Below are 7,208 nucleotides of genomic sequence, written 5' to 3'. Positions count from 1 at the left end.
GCCGTTGAGCGGTCAGATCGCAGCCATGCTGGTGATTTCAACGCTGCCAGCTTCGCGGCTGACGCCGCTCCCACAATGATGCGGCCGGCTGATGGATGGCTGCTAAAAGCCCCTGCCGAGCATGGCTCGGCACTACGGGACCTGCGTGGGATTTACCTGCCCGCAACATTCGCGGCGCTACCATCGTTGCATTCGTTGAACGCAGGTGAGTCCATGGCGTCGTATCAGACTATCAATCCCTTCAATGGCGAGGTCGTGCGCACGGTTGAGCTGTTGACTGCCGCTGGCATTGAGCAGCGTCTGGCCGCAGCCGAGTCGGCGTTCCCACAATGGTCGGGTTTGTCACTGGAGCAGCGTGGCGACCATCTGCGCAAGGTCGCCGCCGGCCTGCGCGAGCGCCGCGACGAAATCCAGCGCGTGATGACTTCCGAGATGGGCAAGCTGCGCCGCGAAGCCCTGGCTGAGATCGAGAAGAGCGCGGCGGCCTGCGAGTATTACGCCGACCACGCGGCCGATTACCTCAAGCCGCAGCCGATCCCGACCGAGGCCCAGCGCAGCTACGTGATCTACCAGCCCATCGGCTGCGTGATGGCGGTGATGCCGTGGAATTTCCCGATCTGGCAGGTGATCCGCTTCCTCGCGCCGGGCTTGATGGCTGGCAATGTCGCCCTGCTCAAGCACGCCAGCAATGTGCCCGGCTGTGCCGATCTGCTGCGCGAGGTTGTCACCGCCGCGGGTATTCCAGTGGGCGTATTCGACGTACTGCACATCGACAACGATCAGGCCGCCGAGGTGCTGCGTGATCGTCGTATCAAGGCGGTCACCCTGACCGGCAGCGAGCGTGCAGGGCGGTCGATTGCGGCGAACGCGGGCGACCAGCTGAAGAAGTGCGTGATGGAGCTGGGCGGAAGTGATGCCTTCGTGGTGCTGGATGACGCCGATCTGGATCTGGCGGCGGCTGCAGCGGTGCGCTCGCGCTTCGACAACGCCGGGCAGACCTGCATTGCTGCCAAGCGCTTCATCCTGCTTGACTCCATTGCTGATGCTTTCGTGCAGCGCTACATCGAGGGCGCGCAGGCGCGCGTGTACGGCGATCCGCAGGACGAGGAAAGCACGCTCGCGCCTATGGCGCGCGCTGACCTGCGCGACGAGCTGCACAAACAGGTGTGCGCCAGCGTCGACAAGGGCGCGAAGGTGTTGCTGGGTGGTACACCTGTGGCTGGCAGCAATGCGGGCTATCAGGCAACTATCCTCGACAATGTCGGGCCGGGCATGCCTGCCTACGAAGAAGAGTTGTTCGGGCCGGTGGCGGCGATCATCCGGGTCAAGGACGAAGCCGAGGCGGTACGTGTCGCCAATGACACCAGTTTTGGTCTGGGTGGCAGTGTCTGGACCCGTGATGTGCTGCGTGGCGAGAACGTCGCGGTACAGCTGCAATGCGGCGCGGCCTTCGTCAATTCAGTGGTGAAGAGCGACGCGCGGCTTCCGTTTGGCGGGACCAAGCGCTCGGGCTTCGGACGCGAGCTGGCGGGACCGGGTATTCATGAGTTCATGAACATAAAAACGGTGTACGTCGCCTGACGGCGAACTTGTAGGAGCGGCGTAAGCCGCGAAGCTGGCAATCCATGCGCGCCCAAGAAAACCTGCAACTGCAGTGTGCCGGATTGCAGGCTCCTGAAGCGCTTCGAGCATCGTTGGCTTCGCGGCTTTTGCCGCTCCACATGGGCTGCTGATAACGCCCTTGCCGAGCATGGCTCGGCACTACGGATGCAGCTCCCTCCCTTTGGCCGAAGGCCAAGGGGAGGGTTGGGGAGGGGTCAGGTTTTGCAGCTTCTGATTTGGTGGTGGCTTCGCGGCTAACGCCGCTCCCACAAGGCGCACAGTCACTCTCATCAACCAAACGGTTGGTCGATGGACTTGCTCTGCGGGGTCATCAGTGCCGCACCATCCTCGGTGACGTAGAGGATGTCTTCCAGGCGTACGCCGAAGCGGTCCGGGATGTAGATGCCGGGTTCGTCGCTGAAGGTCATGCCGGGTTCCAGCAAGTGGGTATTACCGCGCACCAGGTAGTCCCATTCGTGCATGTCCAGACCGATGCCGTGGCCGAGGCGGTGGCTGAAATAGCGGTAGTCCGGGCCGTAGCCGGAATCGCTGATCACCTTGCGGGCAGCGGCATCCACATCGCCCATCGCCACGCCCGGGCGTGCGGTGTTCAATGCCGCCGTCTGCGCCTTCAACACGATGTCGAATACCTTGCGGATCTCGTCATCGGGCTGGCCCAGCACCACGGTGCGGGTGATGTCGCCGGTATAGCCACCGGCACGGCAACCGCCGTCGAAGATGATCGGCGTGCCTTCGACCAGGTGCTGCGGTTTGTCCGAGCCGTGCGGTGATGCGGTGTACTTGCCGACGTTGACGCTTGCATCGCCCCTCAAGCCGGTGCGGGCATAGGCCATCGCCAGCAGGCCGCTGATGTCCTGCTCGGTCATGCCGGGCTTCAGTGCTTTCCACACGGCTTCATACACTGCCAGCGTGGCCTCATTGGCAAGCTTCATCAATGCGAGCTCGGCCGGGCTCTTGACCCTGCGGCAGCCCGATACCACCGGCCACGCGGGTATCACCTTGGCCTGCGGCAGGGCGTCGGCAATGCCTTTGGCGCGGAAGTAGGGCACGGCTTCTTCCATGCCCAAGGTGCCAGTGGCATGGCCCATGTCACGCAGCACCTTGGCGACCAGGGCGTAGGGGTCTTCGTCTTCCTGCCAGCCACGTACATCGTTGCCCAGCTTGATCTGCTCCAGCGTGCGCACGCGTTCGAACTCCGGTGTCACGTAGACCGGCTCGCCCCTGCGCGGAATGATCACGCCGGTGAGGCGCTCGCTGTCCCACCAATGCATGCCGGTGAAATAAGTCAGTGAGCTGCCCGCGCCGATGAAGACCGCGTCGATGTGATGCTCGGCCATCAGTCGTTGTGCCTTGGCAACGCGCGCGATGCGCTCGTCATTGCCAATCGGTACAACCTGCGCGGCGACCGATATCAGGGTGCGCATTGATTCCGGCAGGCCTGTGTCGTTGCTGCTGGCGGTTTGCGCGGAAGCGATCTGTGACAGCGGCAGCGCGGCGGCACCGGCGATCAGCGTATTGCGCAGGAAGTTGCGGCGTGCGGGGTTGGTGTGATCATGCTGCATGGTTGCTCTCTCGAAAGACGAAGTGGCTGGTCAAAGCCAGCCGGAACGTTTGAACAGGCGGTACAACACCACGCAGATCACGCCGACGCCGATCATCAAGAGCGGATAGGCGAAGCGCCCGGCCAGTTCCGGCATATGCGCGAAGTTCATGCCGTACCAGCTGGTGACCAGGGTTGGCGCAGCCAACAGTGCTGCCCAGGCACCGAGCTGCTTGACCGTCTCGCCCTGTGCCAGGGTTACCAATGACAGGTTCACGCTCAGGGCGGTGCCCAGCATTTCGCGCAAGGTGTCAATGGCGTCGTTGACGCGTGCGGCGTGATCCTGCACGTCGCGCAGGTACAGCCGCACTTCCTCGTTGATCAGTTGCGCCTGGTTGCGCTGCAGTTGGGCCAGGGCATCCTGCAGTGGCGCAACCGCCAAGCGCATCTTGTTGAGCTCGCGCTTGAGTTCGTACAGGCGGATCACCGTGCGCCGCTTGTAGCTGTCGGCGAATATGTCCTTCTCGAGCAGGTCCAGGGTGTCGCGGAAACTGTCGGTGATCGGCAGGTAGTGATCGACCACGGCATCCAGCACCGAGTACAGGCAAAACGAGGGGCCCATCGCCAGCAGCTCGGGCTCCTGCTCCAGTCGTGCGCGCACGGGGGCATACGACAGCGACGCGCCGTGACGCACCGTCACCAGGAAGCGCGGGCCGAGGAAGGCATGGGTTTCGCCGTAGCGGATGCGCTCATCCACCACCTGCGCGGTGTGCACCACCACGAACAGGGAATTGCCGTAGGTCTCGATTTTGGGCCGCTGGTGCGCCTTGCGGGTGTCTTCGATCGCCAGTGGGTGCAGGTCGAACTCTTCCTGCACCTTGTCCAGAATGGCGTCGCTGGGTTCGTACAGGCCAACCCAGACGAAACCCTTGGCATCACCGGCGAGTACGTCGCTGATGCTGTCCAGGTCCAGCGGGCGCTGTGTGCCGTCGGCACCGTACCAGGTGCAATTGATCACGCAGGCCGGGTTGGCCTGAACGGGAGCTGGAGTGATGCCGGTAGTCATCCCGGCATCGTGCCTCAGCTGGCCGTTAACGCCAAGCTGCGGCGCCCCAGGATCAGCGCCAGCGTGATGTGGATGGGCAGCAACAGCACGATCCACTGCATGTTGAACTGCGCCTGCAGCGATAGCCAATGCAGCGGCAGCGCCAGCAGCGCAATGCCGGTCATCAGCCACAGGACGACCCGGAACCAGGCGCGTGGTAGGCGCCCGCGCAGCAGGCTCCAAGCGCCGGGGATCAACAACAGGGCCAGCGGACTGAGCAGCAGCAGGTTACGGTTGGCCCAGGCGGCCTGGTGTTCACTGAAGCCCCACAGGAAGGTCAGCAGGCCACCGGCAACGCCACAGAACAGCCAGAACGGCAGTGCGAATCCGCCGATCAGGCGTGGCTTGCGGCGTGCGGCGTACAGCGCAGCAGCAACTGCCAGCCCGATCAGCAGCCACGGCCACCAGGAGCGCTGCTTTTCCTTAGGCTCGGGCGCCAGACGCTGCGGCAGCAGTTCCTGTTCGGCCTGTACCAGCGGCCGGCCTTCACTGTTGCGTACTTCGCGCAGGCTGTCGGCCAGGCGCATGGGCACGAAGCCTTCCTGCCAGCGTGACAGCGGCTGGTCAGCGTTTGGGCCCAGGCCAAGGTCAAAGCCCAGCCACATCCACGGCGAAGGCGAGGCCAGTCGCACCGATTCGCTGCGATAGCTGTTGCCACGCGAGCGACCGGCCAGCTGCGATTGCAGGGCCCCGCCCATGGCCTGGTCCAGACTGTCGCGCACCATGGTGGCGCAGTTGGCGGTGAAGTAGTCGTAGCGGTAGCGCGCGTTCTCGGGCTTGGCGCGTTCGGCCAGTGCATCAGCCAGCGCTCGTGCCTGCGCCGGTGGCAGGTCCAGCCACTGGATGTTTGCCCCGCGGCCAACACTCTCGTACTGCGCCAGGTCCTGTTCCAGCGGCAATGCGACCAGGTAATACATCATCTTGCCGCGCACGAAGTTACCGATGAAATCCGGCTCGGACGGGTCGAAGAAGCCAAAGTTGTATGACGTTGCCTGCCCGCTTGCCGGGTCCAGCACCACCAGGGCGTCATGGCCGAAGCGCTCGAAGAACACTTCGCCCGGCAGCATGGTCACCACGCCGATGCGTGGTGCCGGCTGGGTGCTGGTTTCGCTGGATTGGTTGGCGACAGGTTGTGCGCTGCTGGCCATGGCGGCCAACAGCAGGAACAACGACGCAAACGCGGACAGCAGCCGCGGCAGGCGCAGGGTGATCAAGCTTCTTCCTGGTCTTCGGGCGGCAGGATGGTGACGTGGAAGGCCTGCACGCGGCGTGCATCGGCCTTGGCCACCCGGAACACGAAACGCTCCAGGGTCAGCTCATCGCCAATTTCCGGCAGATGGCCAACGGCCTCGGTGACCAGGCCGCCGATGGTGTCGTAGTCGTCGTCGGAGAAGTCGGCACCAAAGCGCTCGTTGAAGTCACCAATGGTGGTCAGCGCGTCCACCACGTAGCGGCCATCGGCGAGGATGGCGATCTGCGAGGTGTGATCTTCGGTCTCGTCGTGCTCGTCGTCGATCTGGCCGACAATCTGCTCCAGCACGTCCTCGATGGTGACCAGGCCGGCGACACCGCCGTACTCATCGACCACGATGGCCATGTGGTTGCGCGAGAGCCGGAACTCCTTGAGCAGCACGTTGAGCTTCTTGGCCTCGGGGATCAGCACCGCCGGGCGCAGCAGTTCGCGTACGCTGGCATGGCTGTTGTCGGCGACCACGCCGCGCAGCAGGTCCTTGGCCAGCAGGATGCCAAGGATGTCGTCCTTGTTCTCGCCGTGTACCGGGAAGCGCGAATGGCCGGAGTCGACCACCTGCTTCATCAGTTCGATGAAGGGGCATTCGACGGGCAGGGACACCATGTGCGAGCGCGGGATCATCACGTCGCCGACGGTCAGCTCGGCCACCGAAATGGCGCCTTCCATCATCCGCAGGGTGTCGGCGGCGATCAGGCCGTCCTGCTGTGCCGTCTGCAGGGTGGCGACCAGTTCGTCGCGGGTATGGGGTTCGCTGGAGAACGCCGAACCCAGGCGCTCCAACCAGCTGCGTTTCTTCTCGCCGTTCTCGGGCGAGGTACTACTGTCGTCTTCAGACATCTCTTGGTTTGACTGCACCCGGCAGGCCGGGCGGTGCCGACAAGTCTAGCAGGATGTTTGCCGCGCCCTGTTCAAGCAGACGATGGGGTAGGGGTCTGCACGCTGGGGGGCATGGACGGGGCTTCGACGGGGGTGTCGGGGGCGGTCGGGGTATCTTCCTCGGCAGGCAGGTCCAGGCTGTAGGTGCAGCCCGCCAGGGTTTTGCCGGGGTGGGATTTGACCGTGGACACGCCCAGGATCACCGACTCGATCAGCGCCTCGCCGGTCTTGGCGTCGTTGACGTCGCGGCTGACCAGCTCGCGGCCGGCCATGAACTTGTCCGGGGCGTCGTAGCCGGTTTCCAGCTCCAGTTGTTTGGCCAGCGGGTGCGGGTCCGGCATGTCGAGGATGGCGATGATGGTGCCGCCGGCCATGGCGATATGGTCGGCGCTGTGGCCGAACACCGTGATCGGAGCGTTCAGCATGTACTCGGCCATGAACAGGTTGCCCTGCGGCAAGGGCCGCCAACCCAATGCAACGGCCTTCAGCGGATCATTGGCGATGGGGGCCAATGCCGCGAACTCACTGACGCTCTGCCGGCACTCGATCAGCGCGGGCAGGTCGATGGCGGGCTGGGCATGGGCCGAGCCGGCAGCGAGGAGGAGTAGCGGTAGCAGGTAGCGTGAGCGCACGGCATTCATTCGGTGAAGTGCAGGGGCCGATGATAGCCGCATCGTGGTGCGGCGCTGTGTTGCAGGAGCACGCGTGGGTAGTGGGCCGCGCGGGAAGGCGGGGGGCGGTGGGGTCGGTGGGGAGAGCCACGCAGGTGGGCAGGAACGGGGGGGGGGTGGGGGGGGGGCGCGCGGCCCTCG

At 64.5% G+C, this 7,208-nt stretch carries 6 protein-coding genes; 1 reads left to right on the top strand and 5 read right to left on the bottom strand.

What is annotated here, in order from left to right:
* Positions 1-213: 213 nt before the first annotated feature.
* On the top strand, positions 214-1,581 hold the full coding sequence (locus ACVOLQ_RS22020) for an NAD-dependent succinate-semialdehyde dehydrogenase (RefSeq protein ID WP_481529306.1): 1,368 nt from the start codon (positions 214-216) through the stop codon (positions 1,579-1,581).
* Positions 1,582-1,892: 311 nt separating this feature from the next.
* On the opposite strand, the gene ACVOLQ_RS22015 is transcribed toward ACVOLQ_RS22020, so the two are convergent.
* The 5 genes from ACVOLQ_RS22015 to ACVOLQ_RS21995 form a co-directional block, all read right to left on the bottom strand.
* The gene (locus ACVOLQ_RS22015; RefSeq protein ID WP_481529305.1) at positions 1,893-3,185 is read right to left on the bottom strand and encodes a M24 family metallopeptidase; all 1,293 of its coding nucleotides are present in this window, start codon (positions 3,183-3,185) and stop codon (positions 1,893-1,895) included.
* Positions 3,186-3,215: 30 nt separating this feature from the next.
* Complete coding sequence (locus ACVOLQ_RS22010) at positions 3,216-4,229, bottom strand: magnesium and cobalt transport protein CorA (protein ID WP_481529304.1); 1,014 nt, start codon at positions 4,227-4,229, stop codon at positions 3,216-3,218.
* Between the two features lie 14 nt (positions 4,230-4,243).
* Positions 4,244-5,416: a lipoprotein N-acyltransferase Lnb domain-containing protein gene (locus ACVOLQ_RS22005; protein ID WP_481529307.1), complete on the bottom strand. Its 1,173-nt coding sequence runs from the start codon at positions 5,414-5,416 to the stop codon at positions 4,244-4,246.
* Positions 5,417-5,478: 62 nt separating this feature from the next.
* Positions 5,479-6,357 carry an HlyC/CorC family transporter gene (locus ACVOLQ_RS22000; RefSeq protein ID WP_481529303.1) on the bottom strand — a complete coding sequence of 293 codons (879 nt, stop codon included), beginning with the start codon at positions 6,355-6,357 and terminating at the stop codon, positions 5,479-5,481.
* A gap of 71 nt (positions 6,358-6,428) precedes the next feature.
* A complete protein-coding gene (locus ACVOLQ_RS21995; RefSeq protein WP_481529302.1) occupies positions 6,429-7,037 on the bottom strand; it encodes a hypothetical protein in 609 nt (202 codons plus the stop codon).
* Between the last annotated feature and the right edge of the window lie 171 nt (positions 7,038-7,208).

It is taken from the genome of Stenotrophomonas sp. STEN031 (assembly GCF_056759975.1).
Note: the sequence above shows the minus strand (reverse complement) of the source record. Positions and strands in the feature narration are given on the sequence as shown.

Coding starts and splice junctions, on each gene's coding strand:
- ACVOLQ_RS22020 (WP_481529306.1), top strand. CDS start 214: ATGGCGTCGTATCAGACTATCAATCCCTTCAATGGCGAGGTCGTGCGC.
- ACVOLQ_RS22015 (WP_481529305.1), bottom strand. CDS start 3,185: ATGCAGCATGATCACACCAACCCCGCACGCCGCAACTTCCTGCGCAAT.
- ACVOLQ_RS22010 (WP_481529304.1), bottom strand. CDS start 4,229: ATGACTACCGGCATCACTCCAGCTCCCGTTCAGGCCAACCCGGCCTGC.
- ACVOLQ_RS22005 (WP_481529307.1), bottom strand. CDS start 5,416: ATGGCCAGCAGCGCACAACCTGTCGCCAACCAATCCAGCGAAACCAGC.
- ACVOLQ_RS22000 (WP_481529303.1), bottom strand. CDS start 6,357: ATGTCTGAAGACGACAGTAGTACCTCGCCCGAGAACGGCGAGAAGAAA.
- ACVOLQ_RS21995 (WP_481529302.1), bottom strand. CDS start 7,037: ATGAATGCCGTGCGCTCACGCTACCTGCTACCGCTACTCCTCCTCGCT.